This is a genomic window from Mesorhizobium sp. M1403 (assembly GCF_040317695.1).
In the GTDB taxonomy this organism is placed as follows: Bacteria; Pseudomonadota; Alphaproteobacteria; order Rhizobiales; family Rhizobiaceae; genus Mesorhizobium.
The window spans coordinates 105,038-125,369 of sequence record NZ_JAMYKY010000007.1; the positions used below are offsets into that span (position 1 = coordinate 105,038).

Here is a 20,332-nt window from a genome sequence, read left to right on the forward strand (position 1 = left end):
GGTAAGGAGAGCAGCGCCGTTGCCGATTGTGGTCAAGCCGCCGGCCTATCTCACAGTATGAACTTCGGCTGTCGGGCACGATGGTCTATTCGGCAGCGGCTGCATCGCGCCGAACAGCCAGGCGGAGAGCGACAAAATCCTTGACCTGATGAATGGCCTGTTCACGCGTAACGCTGCCTGGCTGCAGGCCAAGCCGCAGCCACAGCCCGTCGATCAGCGTGGTGACGCCGAAAGCGATCTCGTCAGCATCGCGCGCCGGCGTGAGACCGCGCAGGCCGGACAGCAGGTTGGAGCGCATGCGCGCATGGATCACCTTCTGAATGCGGGCAAGCTTTTCGTCGCGCGGCACCTCCGCGCAAAGCGAAAGCCAGGCGTGGCAGAGGGACGGCTGGAAGAGATGCGGCTCGAAATTGCCTTCGATGATGGCATCTATCCGTTGCATTGGGGTGCGCGCCTGCTTCAGCCGCTCGACCACTGCATGACGCAGCACCAGGTTCGACTCGCGCATGGCGTGCTCGAACAGTTCCCGCTTGCTGTTGAAATAATGCAGCACGATGCCCTTCGACGCGCCGGCCTGTGCCGCCACTTTTTCTATGGTGGCGCCAGCTATGCCTTCGCGCTGAAGCACGGCAAAGGCGGCTTGCCGCAGCTCTTTGCGGCGTATGTCGCTGAGGCGCTTGAGTTTCACGGGCCGGATCCATGCATCGAAAACCGACGTTGACATTTTCGTCCGCCGAGATCAAGAATTGACCGGTGGGACAATATAAGGACCGAATGGTCAACACCGTTGGTGAAATGAGGAGAACCGAAATGCTTCGTAGCCTTGGAATAGGCGCCTCGCTCTGGGTCCTGCTGGCGACCCAGCCGGTCTTTGCGGCTGAACCTGAACAATGCAAGGTCGTGCGCATGGCCGAGCCTGGATGGAACGACCTTGCCTTCACCACCGGCGTCACCAGCGTCTTGCTCGATGCGCTTGGCTACAAGCCGGCAAGCTCGCTTCTGGGCATCAACGTCATCTATGAATCCTTGAAGAACAATGATTTGGACGTGTTCCTTGGCTATTGGGATCCGGCGATGATCACCTATTACGAGCCCTATAAGAAGGACGGCTCGGTAGACGATGTGCGCGTCAATCTCGTCGGCGCCAAATACACCTTTGCCGTGCCGACTTACGTCTGGGAGGCCGGCGTCAAGGATTTTGCCGACCTGCAAAAGTTCGCCGACAAGTTCGGCAGGAAGATGTATGGCATCGAGCCGGGCTCGAACCAGCTGATGATGGACGCCATCGCCGATAAGTCGCTGGGCCTCGATGGCTGGCAGGTCGTCGAATCGAGTGAAGCCGGCATGCTTTCCGAGGTCGGCTACGAGATCAAGGAAAAGCGCTTCATCGTCTTCCAGGGTTGGGCGCCGCATCCAATGAACACGATGTACGACTTCAAATATCTGAGCGGCGGCGACAAGTTCTATGGCCCGAACTTCGGCGCCGCGACGGTGACGACGCAGGTGCGCAAGGGCTATCTGCAGCAATGCCCGAATGTCGGGCAGTTGCTGAAGAACCTCGCCTTCGACATCGATTTCGAAAATCTCGGCATGGGCTATCTCATCAATGACGGCCTGAAGCCGGAGGAAGCCGGCCTGAAGGCCATCAAAGGGAATCCGGATAGGCTCGGCGCCTGGCTTGCCGGTGTCACCACATTCGATGGCAAGCCCGCGCTCGACGCGGTCAAGCAGCAGCTCGGCCTTTGATATCGGTCGATCAGGCTGGCTGGAACGGCCGCAAGCGCAAGGTCGGTGCCAGCTGCACTGAAACGGCCTGCGTCGAAATCGCCGGGCAGGAGCCCGCGCTGGTGCTGGTGCACGGCTTCTCCGACACGAGCCGCAGCTTCTCCTTGCTGGCGCCGCATCTCGCCGGGCGCCGGCTTATCATCCCAGACCTGCGCGGGCATGGCGCCTCGCCGGCCGGGACACGCGGCTTCGCGTCAGCGGATTTCGCGGAAGATGTGGTGAGTTTGATCGAGCGGTTGCGCCTCGAGCGGCCGGTTCTGGTCGGGCATTCCTTGGGCAGTATGGTGGCGATCGAGGCAGCAGCGCGCTATCCCGAGATGATTGGCGGCCTGGTGCTGATGGCCGGAACGGTGCGGCCGCAGATCGGTGAGGATCACCCGATGACCATTGGTGTGCGGGCACTTCGAGACCCGATATCGCCGGCCGATCCGTTCTATGACTATTGGCATGCCTGCGAGGCCGAGGTTCCAGCGGACTTCCTGACCATGGTTGCAAAGGAGGCGTCAGCCATGCCGGCGGCACTTTGGCGAGCAATCCTGGAGCAGGTTCGGCGCGTCGATCTTACCGACAAGGCGCGTACGCTGCGCCTGCCGGCGCTTGTCATTGCTGGCGGGCGCGACCTGCTCTTCGACGAAACGCACCAACAGCGGCTCCTCGAAGAAATCCCTGCCGCGGAGTTCGTGGGCGCGGCGCGGTGCGGGCATAACCCGCACTGGGAGGATCCGGCATTGGTCGCGGCAGCCATCGCCCGATATTTCAAGGTCCGGAGTAAAGCTGGATCCCAGTCGACGGCCGACGCGACCGGCAGTCCGGGCTGAGAGCAGTCATGAACCTTTCCGAATATGTGGCGTTGGATGCCGTCGCCCTGGCCGGGCACGTTCGTTCGGGCGAACTGTCCGTTGTCGAGGTCGTCGAGGCGGCTATCGAAGCAATCCAAAGCATCAATCCCGCCATCAATGCCGTGACACTGATCGATGCGGACCGGGCGCTTTCCGCGGCGGCAAGCTGCAACCGGCACGCCGCACTCGCCGGCATTCCTTTCCTGGTCAAGGACACCGGCGTGAATGTGCGGGAGTGGCCGACGACGCACTCGTCGCTCTACTTCAAGGATGCCGCGCCGAAACCCGACAGCGAGATCGTCCGGCGCTGGCGGGCCGCCGGTCTGATCTTGCTGGGCAAGACAAACACGCCTGAATTCGCCAATGACTTCGTCACCGAACCCAGCTTTCGCGGCCCCACCTTGAACCCTTGGGATCTTTCGCTGACGGCGGGCGGCTCAAGCGGTGGAGCTGCTGCCGCGGTGGCAAGCGGCATGGTGGCGGTCGCCCACGGTTCCGATATCGGCGGCTCGATCCGGGTGCCGGCTGCCTGTTGCGGCGTGTTCGGCATGAAGCCGTCGCGCGGACTCACGCCTGTCGGCCCCTGTCGAGGTCAGGTCGGCGCCGGGCTCTACGCCGACAACGTCCTGTCCCGCACCGTTCGCGACAGCGCCGCCATGCTGGACATAACTGCCGGTCCAGAACAAGGAGCGCCTTACTCCGTGTCAAAATCGGTGCCGTCCTACCTGGACTGGCTGTCTTCGCCCGGCGAGCATCTGCGCGTCGCGTGCCTGGCGCACCGGCCGGATGGCGCGCCGGTCGCGCCCGAGATCGAGGAAAAATTACGTCAAGCCATGGTCCTCCTCGAGGATATGGGGCACGAGGTCACACAGGCGCGTTTCCCGCGGGAAGGCAGCGCCGAAGCGGACTGGAGCATCTTCTGGATGTCGGAGGTCGCGCGGCTGGTTGACGAGCGCGCCGACGAGATCGGGCGGATGCCGGGGGCCGGCGAAATCGAAAGCCTCAGTCGTCACGCGCTCGACTGTTTTCGACGGTCCTCGGCCGCCGACTATCTCAGGGCGCAGGACCATGTGCACAGCGCTTCGCTGGCGATGGCGAGGGCGTTCGATGCGTTCGACCTGATCATGACGCCGACCACGGCCGGCCTGCCGCCCCGGCTTGGCGCCATCCATGGCGATGGTGCTCTCTTTGATTACGAGGCTTGGGCGAGCCGGGCTTACGGCTTTGCGCCTTTCACGGAAATCTTCAACGTCACCGGCCAACCGGCCGCCAGCCTGCCGCTGTTCCAGTCGAAAGGCGGCCTGCCGATTGGCATCCAGCTCATTGGCCGCAAGAACGAGGATCACCGTCTGCTGCGCGTTTCCCTTGACCTGGAGCAGGCAACCGCATGGACGGCGCGTTACCAGGCGATCCATGCCAGACACTTTCAGGCATGAACCAGGAGGCTCCGGCGACGTAGGAGGCGTCGACGATGTTGGTTCATACCGAAATTGGGTGCTGCCCGAGCAGCGATCGCGCCGTCGGTAACAGACGCAAAACCTCCGCGGGCCTGGCGAATTCCCGTTGTACGGTCTGCTGAAGCGCCTGCCAGTCTGGGGAGGCGGCCAAGGCCGCCTCGTGGCGGGTATGCGCCTCGGCGCAGTCGAAACCCGTGACGCTGATGAAGACGTTTTCGCTGGCCCGCACCGGCAGCCGCGGAAAGCTGTTTTCGGCATGCTCGGTGACGAAGGCGGCGAGCGGTTGTCCGCCAAGTGCGGCAAGAACCGGAAGAGCCTCGGTCTGGAAATCCCTGGCGAAGCCGGCTTCGAGGCCCGGTCGCAAATGATGAATCCTGATGACAACAATTGCCTGCAAAGCACTGCTTGTGCTTGGTTCTTCGAGATCCGTCTGGGGTACTCGTTGCGATCCCGAGAGGTCGAAGCCGGCGCCCGGCCAAGCCGGTTTCAGCAGCAGCACGTCGTCGGAATCGATCATCGTGGCGTTGGCGGCGTTGCGCCAGGCCGCCCACACCGGCCCGTCATAGAAGGCGGCCAGCGCATGCTTCCGCGCGATCATGCCGTCGAAGCCGCGCAACCAGACGAACATATCTGGCCGGTCGAGGTCGCGGAACTGGCCGATGATGGTCATCCCCGCGGTTTCCTGGCCCTCGATCAAATGATTGTCGAAGATGCCGATCAGCGTCTCGCGTCGGCCAGGTTTCAGCGTGTATTGCCGAAGTTCGACGACGGGCGAGGCGAGCAGATCGGATTTAGGCGCGGCATTCAAAGGCAGGTTCATCGCTCGATCTCAAAAACAGGACAGTCATCCTGTTTTACAAAACAGACCGGTTGTCCTGTTTTGTCAATCTGCTATCGTGTGGAAATGTCAGCAGAGACCACAGCCCGCCCAAAGGCGCGGGCTAAAAAACGCACCAATGACCCCGAAGGCATGCGCAAAAAGGTGCTCGATGTCGCCGAAGAGGCGTTTCAGGCACGCGGCTATCACGCCTCCAGCATGGGCGACCTGATGGCGACGGCGGGCGTCACCGGCGGCGCGCTGCACCACCATTTCGCGACCAAGAAGGCGCTGGCGCTAGCAGTCATCGAAGAGCGGGTCGCCGCCGCCGTCGAGGAGACCTGGATCGCGCCAGTGCGGAGGGCCGGCTCGGCGCGGGAGGGCGTGCGCGCCGTGTTCGCGGCCGTCGCGGCGGAGCTGGAGCAGCAGGGATTCGTGCGCGGCTGCCCGCTCAACAATCTGGCGCACGAACTGTCGCTTGCCGATCCGGATTTCCGCATTGCCCTTGCCGACATTTTTTCGGCCTGGCGTCAGGCGATTGCCGACAAGATCAGGGCCGACCAGCAGGCGGGCCGGGAGCAGGGCACCGATCCGCAGCGCTTCGCAGCGCTCGCCGTCGCCACCTATTCCGGCGCCATGTCGATGGCCAAGACCGCACAGGACACAAGAGTGCTGCGCGACTGCCTGATGGCCTTGGAACAGGGCGTCACGAGGCGACGTCGCAGGATACTGCACAAAGCCCCTTGACGCCGGCAGGACAGAGGCGCCGCCGTCGCTCACTATGACCGAGGTGGGGAGGCCGAGCTCTTAATTCGGCAGCGGCTTGATCAGCTCGTAGCCGACCACGCTTTCGGCGCTGGTGCCCTCGTCATAGCGCCTGGCCACAACTGCCTGCAAGTCGGGTGCGTAAAGCGCGGTAAACTCGTCCCGCGTCTCGCCGGCCTCGCTCCTGATCGTCTGCTTGACCGCGAGCACGGAGTATTTGCATTCACCCAGGCTGAACGTCTCCTTGCCCTTGACGTTGATCTCCAGCGTCTCGGTGCCCTTCGGCGGCTTGTTCGGTGCGAGGCGGGCAAACACGATCTTGTTCTTAGCCCCCGCCTTCAGCGGGAACACCTTCCTGAGATCGGAAAACGGGATCATCGCCAGCTGCCCCGTGCTGCTGTCGCGAAACACCTCGATCAGTCCGCCGAACAGGTACTGCGACTGCGGCGATTGCGACTGGTATTTGTTGGCAACGGCCACCATTCCGCCCGCTGCCGGTCGAAATTCGCTGTGGATGCCAGGCCTTTCGAGAATGAAGCCGGCCTTGGCCGATTTGACGTCGATGCACTCGGCGCCATGCGCTGCGCTCGTCACCGCCAGAATGGCCATTGTCATGCCGATGGAAGCAGTTTTCATGCCGTCCTCCTCTGCCCGCGCAAGTTGAATGCCGAAAGCAATGCCAGACCTGGGAGAACGTGTCGACATACTTTGCGAGCAACTGGACTGCCGGTCCGCGTCGTGCTGAATTTTAGCGCATGATGCATCGCATTCCCGCCCCACCGGTTTCCCGGCGCAGCTTCCTGATGCAGGCAGCGGCCCTTGCCGTGGCCGGCGCCGTTTCGCGCCCGGCCTTCGGCCAGACCGGGCAGCGCATCCCGCCGATCGACGCCACCTTCCTGTTTATCGCTGATGTCCATGCCTGCCGAATGGCGAACGGATTGAGCCCGCATTGCGAGCAGGAGGGCAAGACTGACGCTGCCTTGCTGCGCAATGTCGCCGCACTCAACGGCGTCGGTGACAGACAATGGCCGGCCGAAATCGATGGCGTTGCCACCGGCCTGCGCTCGACGGGCAAAATCAGCACGCCGCTCGGCCTCGTCGTTGGCGGCGACATCACCGATGACGGCGGCGGCCAGATCACCCAGCCCAGCGAGGGCACGCAGCTGCTTCAGTTCAGCCAGCGCTACCAGCAGGGCGTCGGCCCCGACCGCGTGCACATTCCGGTCTATGTCGGCCTTGGCAACCACGACCTCGACCAGAACGGCCCGCGCTCGCATGTCGACTGGTACCGCCGCGAAATGCGAGACTATGTTGAGGTCAACCACCGCCCCGGCGTGTTCTTCAAGCCGCCTGCGCCGGCGACCGACTACGACGTCGAGACCGACTGCTATTCATGGGATTGGGGCGGTCTGCATCTTGTCCAGACGCACCGTTTTGCGGGCGATACCGGCCACGGCGCCGCCAGCAGCCTGCCATGGCTGAAGCAGGACCTTGCCACCTATGCCGGCGACGGCCGCCCGGTCATCCTGTTCCAGCATTATGGCTGGGATACCTTTTCGATCGAAAGATGGGACGCGACCGAAAGTAGCTTCGACGACAACGGCACGGGTCCACCGCATTGGTGGAGCGAGGCCGACAGGCAGGCGCTGCTGGCTGTGCTGAAGGGTTACAACGTCGTCGGCATCTTCCATGGCCACCAGCACGCGACGCCGATGATCTACCACCGTGACGGGCTTGATTTGTTCAAGCCGAAGGCCGCCTTCATGGGCGGCTTTGCGTTGGCGCGGGTGACCGGAAACAGCATGGATGTGGTGCTGGGCGAAGCCGCCGGAGATCATGGCGAGGTCACCTTCACCAATGCGTACAGCAAAAGCCTGACTTTCTGACGGGTAAGAGACGGCGCAAAAAAAGGCGGCCGAGCCGCCTTTTTCCTGGTTTGCGAAGGGCAGGCGTCAAAGCGCCTTCTTCACCTTGTCCTTCACGTCGCCGTAAGCCTTCTGGATCTTGCCGGTGGCCTTGTCGACGTTGCCTTCGGCCTCGGTGCGTCTGTTGCCGGTGGCCTTGCCGGCGGCCTGCTTGACCGAGCCCTTGGCTTGCTTGGCGACGCCTGCCACCTGATCCTTGTTCACCATCGCGCATCTCCTGGAGTTCGGGAGTTTTATTTGCGAGGTAAACGGTCAGGCACCGCTTCGGTTCCATGCATCGCCGGACAACCGGTTGCACCCGGCGCGGTAATGCGGCTAGGCTCTGCCCGGGGGGATTTCGATGCGTTTTCGCCTTGCCTGTGCCGTTGCGACGTCCATGCTTTTGGCAGGCTGCGTCGCCGATGATGTCGGGCCGATCAACGTCTTTACGCCCGAAGCCGGCAGGCCGTCGCCGGCTTTCATTCCAGATCCGGGCGACGACGGCTCGACTGTGCTCGGCCTCGCCTTCTCCGGTGGCGGCACCCGGGCCGCGGCCTTCTCCTACGGCGTTCTGCGGGCGCTGGACGACATCGTCATCGACGAGCAGCCGCGGCGGCGCACGCTGGTCGATGACATCAGGATGATTTCCGGTGCATCAGGCGGCGCGGTGACTGCCGCCTATTTCGGCTACAAGGGCGAGGACGGCTACCGCGACTTTCGCGAACGGTTCCTGATCCAGAATGCTGAGGCCGACCTTCGAACAAGGCTGTCGCCGTTCAACCTTGTCCGCGCCTACTATGGCGGCGTCAATGACCGCAGCGGTTTTGCCAAATGGCTGAACGACAATCTCTTCGACGATGCGACATTCGAGGCGTTCGCCAAGCCGGACCGGCCCATCATCTGGATCAACGCGTCCGATATCTATAACCGCACGCCATTTCTGTTCAGCTACGACACTTTCGCGGCGCTTTGTAGCGATCTCGACAAGATGCGGTTGGCTGATGCGGTCGCGGCTTCCGCTGCCGTGCCGGTGGTCTTCGCGCCGATCGTGGTTTCCGCCACCAGCCCGGATTGCGGCTACCGCAGGCCGCAATGGTTGAGCCGGGCACTGGCCGATCACAATGCCTCGATCAGGCTCAAGGCCTATGCCAGCGCGCTCGATTCCTATCAAAACGCCGATCCCCTCGACTATGTGAAATTGCTGGACGGTGGTCTGACCGATAATCTCGGCGTCACCGGCTTTACCCTGGAGCGCTCCGCCGCCGGCACCCCCTATGGTCCGCTGTCGCCGGCCGCCGCTGTCCGGTTGAGGACGCTGCTTTTCATCGTTGCCGACGCCGGCGCCGACAACGACGTGAGCTGGGCCAAGTCTATCCACGGACCGCGGCTTAGCGAGTTGCTCGACGCCGTGACGAGCACCACCATGGCGGCCGCGGTGCGCGACGAAGCCGACGCACTGAAGCTGGCCGTCTCGCAATGGCGCGGTGAATTGGTCCGCTACCGCTGTGCTTTGCCGACCTCGACCGTGGCTGCCTATCGCGGCTCGACTGCCGGCTGGGATTGCCGCGATGTTGAACTCGTGGTCCAATATCTGTCCTTTGCCGACCTCGACCAGGCGACACAGGCCAAGCTGAACGCTGTCCCGACGCGGCTGAAATTGCCGGTCGATCAGGTCGACCTCACCATCGCGGCCGGTCGCGAGGCGCTGCTGGTCAATGCGGATATCACCAAGGCGGTCGCCGCCATCCGCGCTCGCGCCGGCGTCACGCCGGGGGCACAATTGGCCGCGGCACAAGCAAACTGAGCCGCTGGGCTCGACACGGAGAGACCATCTTGGCTGAATTCACGCTCTTCATCGGCAACAAATGCTTCTCGTCCTGAGGCCATGGCTGGCGATGAAGCATCTGGAGATACCGTTCGAGGAAGGTTTTGTGCGCCTGCGCACGCCCGAGACCGCCGCCAATCTGGCCAGGATATCACCCTTGCCATCCTTGAATATCTTGCCGACCTGTTTCCCGACAAGAAGCTCTGGCCGGCCGATATCGGCGCTCGCGCGCACGCCCGCTCGGCGGCGACAGAGATGCATTCCGGCTTTCGCGAGGTCCGCTATGGCTGGCCGATGAATTTGCGCCGGCCAAAAGGCCACAAGCCGCTCGACGCCGAAGGTGAGGCGCAACGGGCGCGCATCGAGGATCTGTGGCGGCAATGCCGGGAAAAATACGGCAAAGGCGGGCCGTTCCTGTTTGGCCATTTCACCGCGGCCGACGCCATGTACGCGCCGGTCGTCACCCGCTTCGACACCTATGGCGGCACGCTGGCGCCCGACACCCGCGCCTATGTCGATGCCGTGCTTTCGATGCCGGCGATGCGCCACTGGTATGCGGAGGCGGCGAAGGAGCCATGGCCGGAGCCCGGCCCCGACGAATGAGCCGAGCAACCGGCGAGCTGGTCTTCCACTTCGCGGCCCGCGGCCTATCTGAAGATCGGGCAGGGGCTTTGGAGACTTCACAATGACAGCTGTTTCTTCCGCACTGGCCGGCAAGGTCGCGCTTGTCACCGGCGCCTCGTCGGGCATCGGCGAGGCAACCGCTGTGGCGCTGGCGGCCGCCGGGGCAAAGGTGGCGATTGCCGCCCGCCGCGCCGATCGCCTCGAAGCGCTGGCCGCGCGTATCGAAAAGGCCGGCGGCACGGCACTCCGTATCGCGGCCGACGTCACCAGCAACGACGATGTCACCGCCATGGTCGACAAGGTTGTCGCCGAATGGGGCCGCCTCGACATCCTCGTCAACAATGCCGGGGTGATGCTTCTGTCGCCGGCCGCCGAGGCGGTGCTCGATGACTGGCGCCGCATGGTCGAGCTCAACCTGCTGGCGCTGATGGGTGTCACCAAAGCGGCGCTGCCGCATCTCAGGGCCGCCAAGGGTCACATCGTCAATGTCTCGTCGGTCGCCGGCCGCGTCGCCAATCCCGGCGCCAGCGGCTATGCCGCAACCAAGTTCGGCGTCGTCGGCTTTTCCGAATCGCTGCGCCGCGAAGTCTACTCCGACAAGGTTCGCGTCACCGTCATCGAACCCGGCCTGGTGCGCACCGAGCTCGGCGACCATATCACCAATCCGGCGGCGAAGACTGGGCTCGACCAGCGGCTCGCCGCCATGGAGGCGCTGGCCGCCGAGGACATCGCCGCGGCCATTCTCTACGCCGTGAGCCAGCCGGCGCACGTCAACGTCAACGAGATCGTCATCCGCCCGACCGACCAGGAACGGTGAATGACGTCGGATCGTTTCGTTAGACTTCGAATCCCGCCCGCAGGAAATCGCCACACTCCTCGACCAGCCGGGACGGGTCCCTCGCAAGGTAGACGCCGAAATCCGCCATCGGCGCCGGCGGCAGGTTGAAGCGTCCGTTGAGGCTTTGGCAGTCGGGCGGCAGTCCTTCCTGCAGCAGAAGGCCGATGCCAAGCCCGGCCCTCAGCGCCGAGATCAGCGTCGCGAAAGTCGACACGCGGCAGCCGATCTTCCAGCCGAGCCCGGCCTCGGCGAGCGAGGCCAGCATTCTGTCCTGCCAGGAGCAGGCGCCTTCGAAGATGACCAGCGGAAGCTCGACCTCGTCATCGATCTCGATCATGCGGCTTGCCGCCCAGACCAGCTGTCGTGACAGATGACCTCGCGGCGCCTTTGTGAAGCGCGCCGGATCGGCCATGACGATGTCGCATTTTCCTTCGCCCAGCGACTTGCTGAGATCGGCGCTGCTGGCCGATGTCAGCTCGATCTCCACGGAAGGATGCCGGCGGCGGAAGTCGGCAATGATCAGCGGCAGCCGTGTCACCGCCAAATCCTCGATGATGCCCAGCCGGACACGGCCGACCAGCCTGCGGCCTTCTATCTCGCGCCTGGCATCGTCGCCGATCGCGATGGCCTTGCGGGCGAAGGCGAGCAGGATCTCGCCGGCCTCGGTCAGCGTCACGCCGCGCGGCGAACGGCGCAGCAGCTCGGCGCCGACTTCACCCTCGAGGCGCTGAAGCTGCATGCTCACCGCCGCCTGGGTGCGGGCAAGTCGATCGGCCGCCCGGCTCACCGTTCCCGTATCGGCCACGGTGACGAAGGCGCGCAGCAGCCTGACGTCGATATCTCCAGTCATAAGAATTCCTGATAGCTGTGTCAGCACTATCAGGCTATCCGAAAGCCCGATCTGAATTCAAGGTCCGCTTGCACGAACGAAAACAGGAGCAGCCACCTTGTCCTACAGAAGAAGATTTGAGGAGTTCGGTGTCGCCTGGCCGTCGCTCGAGCGGCCTGCTTTGCCGTTCTCGCCGACGGTTCGGGTCGCCGACGTCGTCTATGTCTCCGGTCAGATTCCCGAGATCGCGCAGGAGATCGCCGCGATCGGCCAGGTCGGCAGAGAGATCGATCTGGCTGCTGCGCAGAACGCCGCCCGGCTCTGCGCGGCCAACATCGTCTATTGGCTGGACAAGGAACTGGACGGCAATCTTGACCGTGTCATGAAATTCGCCAAGCTGACCGTCTATGTGAATGCGACGGCCGGCTTTTCGGCCTATTCGGAGGTCGGCAACGGAGCATCCGAATTTCTGCTCCATGTTTTCGGCGAGCGTGGCGAGCACGCCCGCTGCTCGCTCGGCATGGCCGGCTTGCCGGCCAATGTTCCGGTCGAAGCCGACGCTATCGTGCATGTCCGCTAGGGAAGTCGCTCGAAATAGCCAGTGAAACCAGCAGGAGGCTTGGCTTGATGGATGCAAATCTTGAGGGGCGGAAGGCGCTGGTTCTCGGCGGCGGCAAGGGCCTCGGTTTCGGCGTCGCCGAAGCGCTCGCGGCGAAAGGCGCCGAGATCATCCTGGTCGGACGAGGGGAGAAGACCCTGGATGTGGCGCGGCGCGCGATCGAGGCCGCCGGCCACATCTGCTCGACCTTCAGCGCCGACCTCTCCGACAACGACAGCGTCTCCCGGCTGATCCGTGCCGTCGAGGACGAGCATCAACGGATCGACATCGTCCTGCTCAATGGCGGCGGCCCGCCGCCCTTCGCGGCCAGTGTCTTCGATGCGAGCGTCTGGGAGAAGCAGTTCACCAGCATGGTGCTGAGCCAGATGCGCGTTGCCATTTCTTTCCTGCCAGGCATGCGGGCGCGGCGCTGGGGACGCATCATCGCCGTTTCCTCCACATCCGTCCGCGAGCCGATCCCCGGCCTTACCGCCTCGAATGCGCTGCGTGCGTCGCTCGCTGGCTGGGCCAAGACCCTGGCCGGCGAAGTGGCGGCGGACGGCGTTACCGTCAACCTGTTGCTGCCTGGCCGTTTTGCGACGGACCGGACCAAACAGTTCGACGCCATGGACGCCGCCGACAGGGGTGTCGACGCTGCCGTGATCGCCGCCGAGAGTCAGGCCGATATCCCGGCAAAGCGCTACGGCACTCCCGCCGAATTCGGTGCGGTTGCAGCATTCCTGGCCAGCGACGCCGCCGCCTATATTACCGGCGTGGCTTTGCCGGTGGATGGCGGGCTCAGTCGCGGCATGGTGTGAGGAGCAGGGGGCGGCGGCGCGAATGGTCGCATCACACAGGAACGCCCCTCGTGCCTTTTATCTGCGCGGGGGGCGTCCTGGTGGTCGTCCGCCTTTTCTCAAGATCGCTCTTTCGAGAACGGCGTTCGACACCGAAAAAATGCTCCGGCGCCAAAATGGTTCCCGGCTAAGTGGTTTTTTCGGCGGGCAATAGCCCGGTTTTCGCTGTCGTATTTGCCGCCGCCGCGCATCTCCACGAGTGTTGCAAATCAAAAAAATTGACACAGCGCGCAAAGAAGTCTACAAGAATTTTGTCGATGTTTGTTTGACCGACTTTTGTTATCCGCGTGCCGAGGCGCGCCTTTGACGAACTTCCCCATCAAAATCGAGACAAACGTTGTTGTGCATCCGCATGACGGCGAACGAATATTTGCCATGGAAAGGGTTCGTTATGAGCACAGGCACAGTTAAATGGTTCAACGCCACCAAGGGTTTTGGTTTTATTCAGCCTGACGACGGTTCTGCCGACGTTTTTGTCCACATCTCAGCCGTCGAGCGCGCCGGAATGCGCGACATCGTCGAGGGCCAGAAGCTTGGCTACGAGATGGTCCGCGACAACAAGTCGGGCAAGATGTCCGCCGACCAGTTGAAGGCGGCCTAAAACGGAATTCAGCCTCACCGGTGACCACGGATGTACTGGCACCGGTGAATGGCAATTCCAGCGCATGGTCGCGGGGAGGTTAAGCCCCCCGCTCATGCGCATGAGAAGAACGTTTCTTTGCGCGTCTCTCGGGATGCGCGGGCGCTCTCATGGAAGGTCAGGCGGTGCCTGGCCTTTTTCATTTTTGCGCTTCGACCGCCGAAAGAGCGCTGCTCGACGGCCCGGACGTGCTAAGAGGCTGTTTCGAAATTCGCTCTGACGGCCATCAGACGGCCGTCAGAGTAGAATTTCCAAACGGTCTCTGAGGACGTTCCAGCAATTTGAAACCGGCTGCCGTATTGCTTTGTGCGGGATCCTGGCTGAAAGACCAATCTCGCCACTTTTCGGCGGCGCGCTCCGAACCGGGAGAAAGACCTTGACCGCACCTTCAAAAAGACCCCGCGACCAGGCCGAATCCATTTTTAGCAAGACGCGGACCCAGTCGATGTCGCTCGACCGCATCAATTCCGAACGGGATGCCGTCAGCCAGGCGCGCGAAGCCAAGACCGCGCGGCTGCGCGAACTGCGCCTGGAAAAGGAAGCCGATGACATGGCGGCAGCGGTTGCGCTCGCGGCCTCGCCGAAACGCGCGGGCAAACGCTGATGGCCACCAAACGCGTGCCTCAAAAGGCGATCGCCGCCGATTCGACCATCGCCGATGTCGTGGGTGAGCTCGACAAGCCGGTCGAATATGTCCGGCGCGTGCTCGAAAAGCTCGAGCGCTGCCGGCGTGTCCACGGCGATGCCCAGGTGCGGCTCGGCGTGCGCGGCCGTGCCGAATGCCCCAATTATCTGATCGAATACGTCCGGGAAAACGCCAAGACGCACGAGCGCGTGACCTATCAGGACGCCGCCTACAGCGGCAGCACGCATCGCGAGCTGGCGCCCCGGCACATCGAGGAAGCCAGGAACTGGTCGCCCGAAGAAATGAACATCACGGCCGTTTCGGCGCTCATCGGCCGCCTTCGCAATCCGAATGCGCCATCATCGCGTTTCTCTGACGAGGATTGATATGGCAATCAAGTTTTCCGCCAAGGGCCAGCCGGCCGCGCCTACTGCCGCCGTGAAGCCGGCCAAGCCGGCCGCCGCACCAAAAACCGGTGAAGCCGCCGAAGCGGGTACCGATCTGTTCAGGTCGCCGGCCGAAGCACCGCCGCGCAAGCCGAAGAAGAAATAGCACCCTTGCAGCAAAATGCCGGCCGGAAATCTGCGCCAAGGCTGCTTGCCCTGGCGGTCGCAGAGGATTTTTTGTCGCCACAAGAGGGCGCCGATCCGGTTGCCTTCGATTGCCAGACCTGTGGCGCCTGCTGCGCCTACTCGTCAAGATGGCCGCGCTTTTCAACCGAGGATGACGCGCAGCTCGACCTTATCCCGCAAAAATACGTGGCTGCCGATGAAGCCGGCATGCGCTGCGACGGCGCGCGCTGTTCGGCACTGTGCGGCGAGGTCGGCAAGTCGACCGCCTGCGGCATCTACGAGATCCGTCCCGACGTCTGCCGCGCCTGCATGCCGGGCGATGACGACTGCCTGATGGCGCGCCTGGCTCACGGACTGCCGGTGGTGTAGTGACGGCCCTCGGGCAGTTTTGAAATTCGTCAGTCAGATGATCGAAAGTCGCTGCGGTAGAGGCCGGGCGATCGTCCGGTCAACCGTTTGAATGCCTGCGAGAACGACGGCACCGATTCATATCCGACGGCGCGCCCGATCTCGCCAATGTTCTGGTTCGTTTCTCGCAGAGCCTTGGCGGCAAGGTTCATCCGCCATCGAGTCACATAGGACAGCGGCGGCTGTCCCACGAGTTGAGCGAAGCGACGCGCGAAGGTGGCCCGGGACTGTGCCGCGCCGCTGGCAAGGGAAGCGATAGTCCAGGGACCATCCGGCCGCTCGTGGATCAGGCGCAAAGCCTGCGCAATGCCTTTATCGCGTAAGGCGCCAAACCATCCGCCTGTTCCGAGAGGCTGATGTTCTATCCAGGCACGCAATAAGAAGATCAACGTGCTGTCGAGAAGACGTGGGGCGACAATGTCGTGACCGCCGAGATTGCTTTTTGCTTCGACCTGCAGAAGTTCCAGGGCAAGCCGCAGCGGCTCGCTGGTGTCGATCTGATTTCGGGTCAAATGGATCAGCGGTGGAAGCAGCGAAACCATCGGATATGGTCCGACGCCGTCGAGTGAATATCTCGCACAAAGAAGAGTTGTCGCGCCGCTCTCGCTTTTCGGTTCCAGTCCGCTCCGATTTGCGGAAAGGACGGCGGATATCGATGCCGTCGGTGCATCCGCCGGATTGCAAAGGGCATGCCCGATACCGCTCGCGACAAGGATGACGTCTCCCTCGCCTAAGCGGATCGGCTCCTTTTCACCGGCTAGCCGCAGCCAGCATTCGCCGTTCTGTATGACGTGGATGGCGGCATTCCTTATCGGATCGACCGAAATACCCCATGGCCGATGCAGGGTCGCGCTGCCGATCATGGCGCTGCCAAATCTCAGCGAAGCAAGAACTTCGGACAAGGCATCCATGAGAACCATCCTCCGATGATGAATCGGACAACGATATTAGACGATTGGATAAGAATCTAGCGGAATGGCATATCGACCATCTCACAAGCGTGGCTGATTATGTTGGCAATGTCGGCGTGCGGACGCTCCTGTTCACACCAGGCAGAAGCAGGCACCTCACGGAGCAAAACATGCGTGACGAACCATCAAATCCAGTTACAGCCAAGAGTTATAATTCGCTCGAGACCAACAAGACGATCGTCCTGGACTTCATCGACAAAGCAGTAAACCAGGGCAACATCGAAGCTGCTTCGATGCATTTTGGCGAACGCTACATCCAACATAATCCGAACATTGCGGATGGTGCGGACGGCTTCAAAGCCTATCTGCAGCAGCTCAAACAGTCATTTCCCCTCGTGAGGGGAGAGGTGAAGCGGATTTTTGCCGAAGGGGATTTCGTCATCGTGCACATGCACGCAAAACGCGAACCCGAAGAGGAGGGCTTGGCCATCGTCGACATTTTCAGGCTGAACGAGAGTAAGCTAGTCGAACACTGGGAAGTTCGGCAGCCCATCGCGGATAGCAAGCTGCACGCCAATAGCATGATCTGAATGCGGATAGGCTCTCAGGCTGGCTTGTGCCCGCACGTTTCGCTGATTACGCTGCCGGCGGCAGGGCCAGCACCGGGAGACCATCTGTGAGCATCGAATTCCTGTTGACGTCGCTGATTGTCGTGGCTTCGCCCGGCACTGGCGTTCTCTATACGCTGAGCGCCGGGCTTTCGCGTGGTGCGCGTGCCAGCATCATTGCCGCTTTCGGCTGCACGCTCGGCATCATTCCGCATATGGCGGCCGCCATCACCGGCCTCGCGGCTCTGCTGCACACCAGCGCCGTCGCCTTCGAGACGCTGAAATATCTCGGCGTCGCCTACCTGCTCTACATGGCCTGGAACACGCTGAAGGAGAAGGGCGGCCTGAGCGTCGACGAAAATGTCGCGCCGCGCTCGGCCGGCAAAGTGATCACTTCGGGCATCCTCATCAACATCCTCAATCCGAAGCTGTCGATCTTCTTCTTTGCCTTCCTGCCGCAATTCGTCACCACCACCGAACCGCGTGCGCTGTCGAAGATGCTGGAGCTCAGCAGCGTCTTCATGCTGCTCACCTTCGTGGTCTTTGTCGGTTACGGCATCTTCGCGGCGTCGGTCCGCAGCCATGTCGTGTCGCGGCCGAAGGTGCTGACCTGGATGCGCCGCACCTTCGCCGGAGCCTTTGTCATGCTCGGCGCCAAACTGGCGCTGGCGGACCGGTAGATCTCTTTGTTTTGACGCAATTCCGGACGGAAACCGTTTCGCACCTTTCCGGGAATTGCTCTTACCGCTGCGGATCGGCGGGTCCGCCTTCGGTTTCGGGAGCCTCGCCGCCGCCGAAACCGGGCGCAGCGCGAACACCCAGCCGCCAGGCCGATGGGGGGACGCCGATCATCTTCTTGAAGGCACGGCTGAACGCCGCCTCGGACTCGTAGCCGATTTCCGCCGCTATGTTTGCGACGTTGCTGTTGCCGGTGCTGAGCAGTTCCGAGGCAATCTGCATCCGCCATTTGGCGAGATAGTGCACCGGCGGCATCCCGACGAGCCTGGTGAAACGCTCGGCGAGCACGGTGCGCGACAGCGCGGCCTCCTTCGCCAGCGCCTCCACGGTCCAATTGTGCTCGGGCCGATCGTGGATCAGCGCCAGCGCCTTGCGCAGGTGCGGGTCGCGCAGGCCCGCCAGCCAGCCGGTGTGTTGCGGTGGAAGCGACTCCACATAGCGGCGCAGGACGTCGACGAACATGAGCTCGCTGAGCTTGGTGAGCACGGTCTCGCTGCCAGCCCGCTTTTCCGCCACTTCCGAGACTGCCAATCTGATGAATTGGCCAAGCCAGCCGGCATCGCCTTTCACGTCCCCGGCCTTGATCACCGGGGGCAATGCATCGAGCAGCGGATTGAATGGCTGTGCGTCGCAGGCAAGATAACCGCAAACGAGCCTAGCCGAGATCGACCCGTCGCTGCCATGGTTGATGTGGAACGGCATTTGGCTGGCGGACGCGATCTCCAGGACATCGGCGGTCGGAGGATCGGCCGCGAGCTCGGGATTGCTCGACATGATGTGCGGGTCGCTGTGGGTGAAGACCACGACTTCGCCGGCCTCCACCGCGATCGCCTCCTTGCCCACGATGCGAGCAAAGCAACGGCCGGCCGTCACCACGTGATAGGAAATCAGGTGGTCCGCGCCGGGCAGGATCTTCGGCAGTATCGATGACGGGGCAGGCGAGCAGACGGCCCATGGATCCTGAGCCTTGATGTCGAAAAACGTCGCGCCGGTGAGACGCACCTTTTTCAAGAGGTCAGACAGAGCGTCCCCGGCCATTCCATCCATGTCCCGTAAGTTGCGCGGCAACCCGGCGCGACATCCCTTTCGAGTTCCGGACGCGCTGTCAAGTGAGGCGGACGCCCCGTCATTCCGTTCATTGCCGGAAGCTTTAAACCCCGTCGGCGCTGAGCTCTGTCTCAAATCAGCTGCTGAGCGCAGTCGAACTCAAGAAAAATGAGGATCTAAGTCATGACGGTACATAAGGGCGGATGTTTTTGCGGCGCCGTGGAAATCGAAGTGCACGGAGCGGCCGAGGCGATGGGCTACTGCCATTGCAGTTCCTGTCGTTCGTGGTCGGCGTCTCCCGTGAACGCGTTCACGCTGTGGAAGCCGGAAAACGTCAAGGTCACCAAGGGCGAGGAGTTCCTGTCCGGCTTCGAGAAGTCCAACATGAGCGACCGTCAGTTCTGCACGAAGTGCGGCGGCCATCTGATGACCGATCATCCGCCGCTCGGACTGGTAGACGTCTATGCGGCCACGATACCGACGGTGAAGTTCACGCCGGGGGTTCATGTCAACTACGCCGAGACGGTCATGCCGATGAAGGACGGATTGCCGAAGCTGAAAGACTTCCCCGCCGAACTCGGGGGCTCGGGTGTGAGCGTGCCGGAGTAACCCGGCAATGACACACGATTTCGAACAGCGACATCTCACGACTGGAGAATATGCATGGACATCACGACATTGCGCGCCGCGCAGGAGCCGATCAAGGATCTATATCGCAAGGATGCGCGCGCGGTGCAGCTTGGCTGACGGCAGCTTGTCGCGCCAAGCGCTATCCCTTCACGTAGCCCATGGCCTCGACAATCTGCCCGTCCGCCACGCGCATCAGGTTGACGCCGCGCAGCGAATTGCCGTCGGCCATCCAGTAGCGCCAGCGGATCGTCGCCCGGTCGCCGGCGACGAAGGTTTCTTCGATGTCGAAGCGCGTGCCGGGTCCGGTCGCGATCGCCGACCACAGTTCGACGCAGGCGCCCTTGCCGATGCGGCGGGCGCCGTCCGGGGCCGGCGTGGTGTTCTCGATCACGCAATCTTCCGCCACCAGATCGTCGAGCGCCGACGCGTCGTGGCGCTGGAAGACGTCGTTGTAGCGCCGCATGATCTCGGCCGTTTCGGCGGAGCGTTTTGCCGCGGCGATGTCGATGATGAGTTCCTGTGTCATTGGATATTCCTTCCCTTCAGTGATCAGCAACGGTTTCGACGAGGCGGGCCTTGAGCGTGATCGCCGCGACGCCGGCCAGCGCCCGCGACACGAGGCAGCTCTCCTTGGCCGTCTGCGCCAGCCGCTCGAAATCCCCCGCCGGCAGCCCGGCGACGCTTGCCTCCGTCTCCAACTCGATACGGGTGATCGTCGGTCCGGCCGCGGTGGCGCCGAGATGCGCTTTCGCGATCGTGTGGATGCGTGCGGGAGTATAACCTTCGCGGCCCAGGATGGCGCTCAGCGCCATCGAGAAGCAGCCGGCATGCGCCGCCGCGATCAATTCCTCCGGGTTGGTGCCGTGACCGTTCTCGAAACGCGACGGGAAGGAGTAGGCGCCTTCGATACGCCGCTGCCTAGCCTCAGCCGGCCCGAACCTTCTTTCAACGATCCCTGCCATTGGGCCTCTGCTTCACGAATGGTCATTGTGTCTCTCCTTTGATTTGAGGGGGT

The 20,332-nt window shown here is 62.8% G+C and carries 25 protein-coding genes and 2 pseudogenes; 18 read left to right on the forward strand and 9 right to left on the reverse strand.

All coding sequences use genetic code 11. From position 1 onward, the window contains the following. Positions 1-85: 85 nt before the first annotated feature. Positions 86-688 carry a choline-binding transcriptional repressor BetI gene (gene betI, locus NKH01_RS14710; protein WP_502899034.1) on the reverse strand — a complete coding sequence of 201 codons (603 nt, stop codon included), beginning with the start codon at positions 686-688 and terminating at the stop codon, positions 86-88. Between the two features lie 122 nt (positions 689-810). Here betI and choX point away from each other — a divergent pair, with 122 nt between their 5' ends. From choX to NKH01_RS14725, 3 genes are read left to right on the forward strand one after another with little or no spacing between them, the layout of a single operon-like run. Continuing rightward, positions 811-1,746 carry a choline ABC transporter substrate-binding protein gene (choX, locus tag NKH01_RS14715; RefSeq protein WP_031195251.1) on the forward strand — a complete coding sequence of 312 codons (936 nt, stop codon included), beginning with the start codon at positions 811-813 and terminating at the stop codon, positions 1,744-1,746. Next, positions 1,743-2,603, forward strand: coding sequence for an alpha/beta fold hydrolase (locus NKH01_RS14720; RefSeq protein WP_353020764.1), 861 nt, complete (start codon positions 1,743-1,745; stop codon positions 2,601-2,603). The genes choX and NKH01_RS14720 overlap by 4 nt, the downstream gene beginning before the upstream one ends. 8 nt (positions 2,604-2,611) lie before the next feature. Continuing rightward, positions 2,612-4,060: an amidase gene (locus NKH01_RS14725; RefSeq protein WP_352481758.1), complete on the forward strand. Its 1,449-nt coding sequence runs from the start codon at positions 2,612-2,614 to the stop codon at positions 4,058-4,060. A 43-nt stretch (positions 4,061-4,103) separates the two neighbouring features. Here the strand turns inward: NKH01_RS14725 and NKH01_RS14730 are convergent, their stop codons facing one another. After that, complete coding sequence (locus NKH01_RS14730; RefSeq protein ID WP_353020767.1) at positions 4,104-4,901, reverse strand: NIPSNAP family protein; 798 nt, start codon at positions 4,899-4,901, stop codon at positions 4,104-4,106. Positions 4,902-5,051: 150 nt separating this feature from the next. Between NKH01_RS14730 and NKH01_RS14735 the strand changes: the two genes are divergently transcribed. After that, a complete protein-coding gene (locus NKH01_RS14735) occupies positions 5,052-5,645 on the forward strand; it encodes an LmrA/YxaF family transcription factor (RefSeq protein ID WP_023722739.1) in 594 nt (197 codons plus the stop codon). 60 nt (positions 5,646-5,705) lie between these two features. Here the strand turns inward: NKH01_RS14735 and NKH01_RS14740 are convergent, their stop codons facing one another. Beyond that, positions 5,706-6,299 carry a hypothetical protein gene (locus tag NKH01_RS14740; protein ID WP_023722740.1) on the reverse strand — a complete coding sequence of 198 codons (594 nt, stop codon included), beginning with the start codon at positions 6,297-6,299 and terminating at the stop codon, positions 5,706-5,708. A gap of 119 nt (positions 6,300-6,418) precedes the next feature. Between NKH01_RS14740 and NKH01_RS14745 the strand changes: the two genes are divergently transcribed. Next, on the forward strand, positions 6,419-7,549 hold the full coding sequence (locus NKH01_RS14745; protein ID WP_352643235.1) for a metallophosphoesterase: 1,131 nt from the start codon (positions 6,419-6,421) through the stop codon (positions 7,547-7,549). A 66-nt stretch (positions 7,550-7,615) separates the two neighbouring features. On the opposite strand, the gene NKH01_RS14750 is transcribed toward NKH01_RS14745, so the two are convergent. Further along, positions 7,616-7,795 carry a CsbD family protein gene (locus NKH01_RS14750; protein ID WP_023722742.1) on the reverse strand — a complete coding sequence of 60 codons (180 nt, stop codon included), beginning with the start codon at positions 7,793-7,795 and terminating at the stop codon, positions 7,616-7,618. Positions 7,796-7,928: 133 nt separating this feature from the next. Between NKH01_RS14750 and NKH01_RS14755 the strand changes: the two genes are divergently transcribed. The 3 genes and pseudogenes from NKH01_RS14755 (at position 7,929) to NKH01_RS14765 (ending at position 10,833) form a co-directional block, all read left to right on the forward strand. Continuing rightward, positions 7,929-9,371, forward strand: coding sequence for a patatin-like phospholipase family protein (locus NKH01_RS14755; RefSeq protein WP_353020769.1), 1,443 nt, complete (start codon positions 7,929-7,931; stop codon positions 9,369-9,371). Positions 9,372-9,400: 29 nt separating this feature from the next. Next, positions 9,401-9,995: pseudogene (locus NKH01_RS14760) on the forward strand (glutathione S-transferase). A gap of 82 nt (positions 9,996-10,077) precedes the next feature. After that, positions 10,078-10,833 (forward strand): SDR family NAD(P)-dependent oxidoreductase, encoded by a 756-nt coding sequence (locus NKH01_RS14765; protein ID WP_023722745.1) that lies wholly within the window; start codon positions 10,078-10,080, stop codon positions 10,831-10,833. A 19-nt stretch (positions 10,834-10,852) separates the two neighbouring features. On the opposite strand, the gene NKH01_RS14770 is transcribed toward NKH01_RS14765, so the two are convergent. Next, positions 10,853-11,704, reverse strand: a complete 852-nt coding sequence (locus NKH01_RS14770; protein ID WP_352481751.1) for a LysR family transcriptional regulator — start codon at positions 11,702-11,704, stop codon at positions 10,853-10,855. A 97-nt stretch (positions 11,705-11,801) separates the two neighbouring features. Between NKH01_RS14770 and NKH01_RS14775 the strand changes: the two genes are divergently transcribed. From NKH01_RS14775 to NKH01_RS14805, 7 genes are all read left to right on the forward strand, one after another. Continuing rightward, complete coding sequence (locus tag NKH01_RS14775) at positions 11,802-12,263, forward strand: RidA family protein (RefSeq protein ID WP_352481750.1); 462 nt, start codon at positions 11,802-11,804, stop codon at positions 12,261-12,263. 47 nt (positions 12,264-12,310) lie between these two features. Further along, positions 12,311-13,099, forward strand: coding sequence for an SDR family oxidoreductase (locus tag NKH01_RS14780; RefSeq protein ID WP_353020771.1), 789 nt, complete (start codon positions 12,311-12,313; stop codon positions 13,097-13,099). 430 nt (positions 13,100-13,529) lie between these two features. Next, on the forward strand, positions 13,530-13,739 hold the full coding sequence (locus NKH01_RS14785) for a cold-shock protein (protein WP_010915421.1): 210 nt from the start codon (positions 13,530-13,532) through the stop codon (positions 13,737-13,739). A gap of 415 nt (positions 13,740-14,154) precedes the next feature. After that, positions 14,155-14,382, forward strand: coding sequence for a hypothetical protein (locus NKH01_RS14790; protein ID WP_353020773.1), 228 nt, complete (start codon positions 14,155-14,157; stop codon positions 14,380-14,382). After that, positions 14,382-14,789, forward strand: coding sequence for a hypothetical protein (locus tag NKH01_RS14795; protein WP_023722751.1), 408 nt, complete (start codon positions 14,382-14,384; stop codon positions 14,787-14,789). Before NKH01_RS14790 ends, NKH01_RS14795 begins: the two co-directional genes overlap by 1 nt. Position 14,790: 1 nt before the next feature. Further along, a complete protein-coding gene (locus tag NKH01_RS14800; RefSeq protein ID WP_352481746.1) occupies positions 14,791-14,955 on the forward strand; it encodes a hypothetical protein in 165 nt (54 codons plus the stop codon). A gap of 71 nt (positions 14,956-15,026) precedes the next feature. Then, positions 15,027-15,344 carry a YkgJ family cysteine cluster protein gene (locus NKH01_RS14805; protein ID WP_502895891.1) on the forward strand — a complete coding sequence of 106 codons (318 nt, stop codon included), beginning with the start codon at positions 15,027-15,029 and terminating at the stop codon, positions 15,342-15,344. A gap of 29 nt (positions 15,345-15,373) precedes the next feature. Here NKH01_RS14805 and NKH01_RS14810 read toward each other — a convergent pair whose 3' ends face one another. Beyond that, positions 15,374-16,303, reverse strand: coding sequence for an AraC family transcriptional regulator (locus tag NKH01_RS14810; RefSeq protein ID WP_353020776.1), 930 nt, complete (start codon positions 16,301-16,303; stop codon positions 15,374-15,376). A 161-nt stretch (positions 16,304-16,464) separates the two neighbouring features. Here NKH01_RS14810 and NKH01_RS14815 point away from each other — a divergent pair, with 161 nt between their 5' ends. After that, entirely contained in the window at positions 16,465-16,884 is a 420-nt protein-coding gene (locus NKH01_RS14815) for a nuclear transport factor 2 family protein (protein WP_352859387.1), read from the forward strand. 86 nt (positions 16,885-16,970) lie between these two features. Further along, positions 16,971-17,582, forward strand: a complete 612-nt coding sequence (locus NKH01_RS14820; RefSeq protein ID WP_352481743.1) for a LysE family translocator — start codon at positions 16,971-16,973, stop codon at positions 17,580-17,582. Between the two features lie 61 nt (positions 17,583-17,643). Here the strand turns inward: NKH01_RS14820 and NKH01_RS14825 are convergent, their stop codons facing one another. Then, positions 17,644-18,678 carry an AraC family transcriptional regulator gene (locus NKH01_RS14825; protein ID WP_353020778.1) on the reverse strand — a complete coding sequence of 345 codons (1,035 nt, stop codon included), beginning with the start codon at positions 18,676-18,678 and terminating at the stop codon, positions 17,644-17,646. A gap of 192 nt (positions 18,679-18,870) precedes the next feature. On the opposite strand from NKH01_RS14825, the gene NKH01_RS14830 reads away from it, so the two are divergent. Further along, positions 18,871-19,296, forward strand: coding sequence for a GFA family protein (locus NKH01_RS14830; protein WP_353020779.1), 426 nt, complete (start codon positions 18,871-18,873; stop codon positions 19,294-19,296). Positions 19,297-19,456: 160 nt separating this feature from the next. Here NKH01_RS14830 and NKH01_RS14835 read toward each other — a convergent pair whose 3' ends face one another. Both NKH01_RS14835 and NKH01_RS14840 read right to left on the reverse strand, forming a co-directional pair. After that, on the reverse strand, positions 19,457-19,843 hold the full coding sequence (locus NKH01_RS14835) for a nuclear transport factor 2 family protein (protein WP_352481906.1): 387 nt from the start codon (positions 19,841-19,843) through the stop codon (positions 19,457-19,459). A 16-nt stretch (positions 19,844-19,859) separates the two neighbouring features. Then, positions 19,860-20,305 (reverse strand): annotated as a pseudogene (locus NKH01_RS14840) (OsmC family protein). Between the last annotated feature and the right edge of the window lie 27 nt (positions 20,306-20,332).

What these genes read in the sequence shown, in the direction of transcription:
- NKH01_RS14825 (WP_353020778.1), bottom strand. Translation starts at nt 18,678, where the DNA reads ATGGCCGGGGACGCTCTGTCTGACCTCTTGAAAAAGGTGCGTCTCACC.
- NKH01_RS14740 (WP_023722740.1), bottom strand. Translation starts at nt 6,299, where the DNA reads ATGAAAACTGCTTCCATCGGCATGACAATGGCCATTCTGGCGGTGACG.
- NKH01_RS14770 (WP_352481751.1), bottom strand. Translation starts at nt 11,704, where the DNA reads ATGACTGGAGATATCGACGTCAGGCTGCTGCGCGCCTTCGTCACCGTG.
- NKH01_RS14730 (WP_353020767.1), bottom strand. Translation starts at nt 4,901, where the DNA reads ATGAACCTGCCTTTGAATGCCGCGCCTAAATCCGATCTGCTCGCCTCG.
- NKH01_RS14800 (WP_352481746.1), top strand. Translation starts at nt 14,791, where the DNA reads ATGGCAATCAAGTTTTCCGCCAAGGGCCAGCCGGCCGCGCCTACTGCC.
- NKH01_RS14765 (WP_023722745.1), top strand. Translation starts at nt 10,078, where the DNA reads ATGACAGCTGTTTCTTCCGCACTGGCCGGCAAGGTCGCGCTTGTCACC.
- NKH01_RS14735 (WP_023722739.1), top strand. Translation starts at nt 5,052, where the DNA reads ATGCGCAAAAAGGTGCTCGATGTCGCCGAAGAGGCGTTTCAGGCACGC.
- NKH01_RS14750 (WP_023722742.1), bottom strand. Translation starts at nt 7,795, where the DNA reads ATGGTGAACAAGGATCAGGTGGCAGGCGTCGCCAAGCAAGCCAAGGGC.
- NKH01_RS14785 (WP_010915421.1), top strand. Translation starts at nt 13,530, where the DNA reads ATGAGCACAGGCACAGTTAAATGGTTCAACGCCACCAAGGGTTTTGGT.
- choX (WP_031195251.1), top strand. Translation starts at nt 811, where the DNA reads ATGCTTCGTAGCCTTGGAATAGGCGCCTCGCTCTGGGTCCTGCTGGCG.
- NKH01_RS14725 (WP_352481758.1), top strand. Translation starts at nt 2,612, where the DNA reads ATGAACCTTTCCGAATATGTGGCGTTGGATGCCGTCGCCCTGGCCGGG.
- NKH01_RS14795 (WP_023722751.1), top strand. Translation starts at nt 14,382, where the DNA reads ATGGCCACCAAACGCGTGCCTCAAAAGGCGATCGCCGCCGATTCGACC.
- NKH01_RS14835 (WP_352481906.1), bottom strand. Translation starts at nt 19,843, where the DNA reads ATGACACAGGAACTCATCATCGACATCGCCGCGGCAAAACGCTCCGCC.
- NKH01_RS14830 (WP_353020779.1), top strand. Translation starts at nt 18,871, where the DNA reads ATGACGGTACATAAGGGCGGATGTTTTTGCGGCGCCGTGGAAATCGAA.
- NKH01_RS14815 (WP_352859387.1), top strand. Translation starts at nt 16,465, where the DNA reads ATGCGTGACGAACCATCAAATCCAGTTACAGCCAAGAGTTATAATTCG.
- NKH01_RS14780 (WP_353020771.1), top strand. Translation starts at nt 12,311, where the DNA reads ATGGATGCAAATCTTGAGGGGCGGAAGGCGCTGGTTCTCGGCGGCGGC.
- NKH01_RS14810 (WP_353020776.1), bottom strand. Translation starts at nt 16,303, where the DNA reads ATGGTTCTCATGGATGCCTTGTCCGAAGTTCTTGCTTCGCTGAGATTT.
- NKH01_RS14755 (WP_353020769.1), top strand. Translation starts at nt 7,929, where the DNA reads ATGCGTTTTCGCCTTGCCTGTGCCGTTGCGACGTCCATGCTTTTGGCA.
- NKH01_RS14745 (WP_352643235.1), top strand. Translation starts at nt 6,419, where the DNA reads ATGATGCATCGCATTCCCGCCCCACCGGTTTCCCGGCGCAGCTTCCTG.